At 65.9% G+C, this 3,983-nt stretch carries 2 protein-coding genes and 1 pseudogene; 1 reads left to right on the top strand and 2 read right to left on the bottom strand.

Annotation, left to right across the window (positions count from 1 at the left end):
- The first annotated feature begins 754 nt into the window (after positions 1-754).
- The gene (locus AQJ91_RS47830) at positions 755-1,441 is read left to right on the top strand and encodes a GntR family transcriptional regulator (RefSeq protein WP_067036561.1); all 687 of its coding nucleotides are present in this window, start codon (positions 755-757) and stop codon (positions 1,439-1,441) included.
- Between the two features lie 1,061 nt (positions 1,442-2,502).
- Here the strand turns inward: AQJ91_RS47830 and AQJ91_RS57680 are convergent.
- Entirely contained in the window at positions 2,503-2,634 is a 132-nt protein-coding gene (locus AQJ91_RS57680; protein WP_267891330.1) for a hypothetical protein, read from the bottom strand.
- A 202-nt stretch (positions 2,635-2,836) separates the two neighbouring features.
- Positions 2,837-3,241: pseudogene (locus AQJ91_RS58685) on the bottom strand (transposase); the annotation flags it as partial.
- Between the last annotated feature and the right edge of the window lie 742 nt (positions 3,242-3,983).

Genomic DNA, 3,983 nt, shown 5'->3' on the forward strand with positions numbered 1-3,983 from the left:
CCGCCCTTGACGGGAAAGGCGAGTACCGCATCATTACCGCCTGTCGCCCGACAACACGTTGTCCAGGGCTCGGGGTTCACGGCTTGGAGTGACACCCGGCCCGACCGGCCTCCGTGCGGGTGTGGGTCAGGGAGGCAGTCTTGGACTGCTGAGATTCAGAGAGGAAGGCCATCCCGTGACCCACGAGGACAGGGTGTACGAGCGCCGGGTGTGGCTCATCGAGCAGGCCGCGAGGGCGGAAACGTCACCGATCTGCCAGGTGCTCGGCCTCTCACGCAAGACCTGGTACGACTGGACGAAGAAGGCCGAACGGTCGGCGTCCGAAGGCGCGAAGGTGCCGCGTCGCACATCCTGTGCACCGCCGAGCCACGGACCGCCGTGCTCCCCTCGCTCATCGCCGCAGAGACCGGGCAGGCTACCGAACCGCGGCCCGGTCAACCACGTCGGCTCTACTGGACACGTCCCAGCAGGCCGCCTGGTCCGGTACCGCCCCAACCACAGCGCCTACATGGTCGGCTGCACCCTGGTGCAGGTCCACAAGCACCCGCGTCGCCGGACCGGCATCGGTCTGACAACCAAACGGCACCACCCGAGACACCGACCTGTCACCGCGACCCTGAGCTGGAAGGGGCGCGGCTGTGAGTTCAGGGAGCTCCGTGCGCAGATAACCAACTTGAGGTGTAGATGCAAAACCAGCGGAGGTATAGTCGACAAACGACCAAGTGGTCGACAATGAGCAAGGGAGGGCGACGGGGTGGACCACAAGTTCGAGTGGCAGGAGCAGCGGACGACGACGCCGGACGGCGTCTACCGCACACTGCGTGCCGCCATCCTCGACGGGACCGTACCTCCTGGTGGCCAGCTGCGTGAGGCGCACATCGCCGCGGATCTCGGGATCAGCCGGTCCCCGCTGCGCGAGGCGCTGACCAAGTTGGAGGAGGAAGGGCTCGTCGTCAAGATTCCCTACCGTGGGGCGTTCGTCGTAGAGGTGAGCGCTCGTGAGGTCGCCGAGATCGACTCGGTCCGGCTACGTGTCGAGCCGTACGCCGCCGAGCTCTCGGCCGAAGCACTGCGCGGTCCTGAGCGGCCCCAGTTGCTGCAAACCGTCGAGGATCTCCGCCGGGCAATGGAGAAGGACGACATCCCGGCCAGCATCGACGCGCACCTTCGATTCCACAGGCTCTTCTACGATCTCTCGGGGCACGGCGTGCTGCAGAGTCTCTGGAACGGCTGGGAGACCAAGCTGCGCCTCCACCTCAGCGTCGATCACCGCACTTACAGCGACGACCCGCATCAATTGGTCGTCGAGCACGAGAGGTTGGCCGCGGTTGCCCTGGAAGGCGACACCGACGCGTTCCGCCAGGAACTGGCTGCCCATTTCCCCATGGGGCTGGGGGCCCAGACGGGAGATCCAGGGGAACCCGCGTCCCGGCACGTATGAGGCCATGCCGCCTGCGTGAAGTGTCCAAGCCCGCTCGCCACTGTGACGTTGTAGACCAATGCCGGTAAGTCAAGGATCGAAGCTCGCACTGTCAACGCGGTCTTGTAGCGGATCTTGAGTGAGGGTTGCCGGTTGCCGGCCGCCGGCACAGTGGGGTGGGTAGGGGGTGAGTGCAGGAACCGGTCTGCACATCGCCGGGGCCCCTCCGTCGATCCTCCCTCACCCGCGCGCGTACCAGACCGCCGTCTCCCGTGCGGGAAAGGCAACCTCCATTCAGCGGAGTGGACGTGAAGCGATACAACTCGGTGCGGCTGGTGCCATCCAGGCAGGTCGCCGCCATCACCCGTGCTGCCCCTGGCTTCGGCCCGCCGGGCGAAGCGCCGGTGTGCGGTAGCGATCGACGAGAACCGACGACTTGGCGGGACCCTGGAGCAGTGCCGCGAGGCATTCCCGCCGGCGACTCGTCGGCCCTCAACGCTCCTGGTGGGCGGCTCGGCGTTGCACCCCGGCGGCGCCGTCCGCACCGTGCCGACGTGCAACGGGCGACTCCGCCTGGAGCGCGGGTGGCGAGGCGCGGGGACGCGGACCGCGCCGCTGTACCTCTGCACAGCGAAAACTGACTGACAGTCAAGTCAAGCCGCTTCACTGCAACGCGCACTGGCCATGCGGTCACGATCAAATCTTAATCTTGACAAAGTCTAGACTGGAACTTACTTCTCAAGCTCCTTGAATAGGTGTGCGTGGCCTGGGTGGGTTTGTTCGTGTTGGTTGGCTGCCACACTCGGCCCCTGCTGAAATCGGAGTTGGACATGAGGTGCTACGACTGCCTCCAAGAGGCGCGCAGCGACACCACCGGCATCGGTGTGTGCTCGCGCTGCGGCTTGGCCACCGGTGGCGTCCCGCCAGGTGGTGTAGGGGATCAAGGCGCCGGAATCCGCAGGCCAGGGACGGTGGCTCGGCCCGATCGGGTGTCCAACTCGCCCTGCCAGGAGGTCTCGTGGACTACCGTCTCGGCACAGATCGCCCTGTGCCTCGAATCGGAACGCGCAGCGCTTGATCCCCTACACCACGTCGCGGGACACGACCTGGCCACCTGCGAGAACCGCGCCCGCGTACGTCAGGTACAGGTCACCCGCCAGGTCGGCATGGGCGCTGCGTCCGGCCGCATCCCGGCACGCAGGGTGGTATGCCACACCTGCGACATGGCCGAGACGGCGCACTGACCGCATGGTGCGCTTGTCGCACCCGCATCACCGGTCACCGAATGCGCGCTGTCCGTCCGAGCATGCGTTCTTGGCCTGCCCGGACGCCGTCCCTGATCACTGCCGCAGCGTCCGGGCCTCAGCCGTGGCCTCGGTGCGCCATGCTGGAGGCACGACCGTGGACGACAAGATGTCGTAGGGTCCGGGCTTGTTCCTGCTCGGCGGCAGCTTCCTCAAGAGGCTTCATGACGTCTTCATCGTCGATCATCCCGGCGCGTCGTGGTGGGCAGGGAGGGTCGTGGAGTCCACGCTGACCGCCGGACAAGTCCGTCTTGCCCTGGCGGGTGACTTCGGCGACCAGGCCTTCCGGCAGCGCGGTGAAGAGACCGGCGTTCCTCCCGACCTGCAAACACCCGTAGGCGGTCGATCAGTTCCGAACTCGCCTGGAAATCTCACGCCACTGCGCGTCTGCTCTGAACCGCCACATCGCACCCTCGAACTGATTCCGCAGCCGCTCAGGGTAGGGGCCGTACTTGCCTATCGGCAGGAACGGTGCGATCAACCTCCCCTGTTCGTCGGTGAGTTGCCTCCGCGTCACGGTCGTCTTCCTGCCGGATCCGCCTGAAGGCCGACGGCGTTCTTCCGGCCGTGAACGGGTCCAGTGTCGCCACGCGACGCCGTTGCCGAGCTCGTCAACACGGGCTTGCAGCCAGTCGCTGTAGGCCTTGCCGGAGCAACCGGGCAGCAGGTCAAGCCGCTCTTGTGGCATGGGGATCTCGTCGGGCGTGAGGTCGACCATCCGTGTCAACCGCTCGAGAATCCCGCCGCCGTCAGCGATCGTCATGCGGACAGGTGTGCTGCGTCCACGCCGAACCGGATGAGACCGGTGAGCCGGGTCGCGGCGTCGACCGTCGCTTCCAGCAGCGGCGGGTCGAGCCGCACGTGGTGTTCTGAGGTCGCACTCGAGGCCGAAGTTTGTATTGACAGTGCTCGACGGGCCCCCATATGGTCGACAAACGACAATGAGGTGGCGGGTTTAAGCCACCATACGGTGCTTTGTCGCCACTGTTACTCGAGAGGAGAACCGAGTGCAGATGATCAAGATTCATGCGAAACGGGTTCTCGTGGTCAACTGCGTGGGTTTGTGCCCTGTGCTGTCCGCGGAGGTGGCGCGATGAGCCAGTCCGTGACTTCGGCAGCGAACACCGGCTCGGCTTCCGATCGGCTCCAGGCCCTGGGTCTGGCCCTTCCCGAGCTCCGTGACAACCCGTACTACGTGCACCACCGGACCGTGGGCTCCAGCATCTACATTTCGGGCCAACTGCCTTACCAGGACGGTT

It is taken from the genome of Streptomyces dysideae (genome assembly GCF_001514305.1).
Classification (GTDB): domain Bacteria; phylum Actinomycetota; class Actinomycetes; order Streptomycetales; family Streptomycetaceae; genus Streptomyces; species Streptomyces dysideae.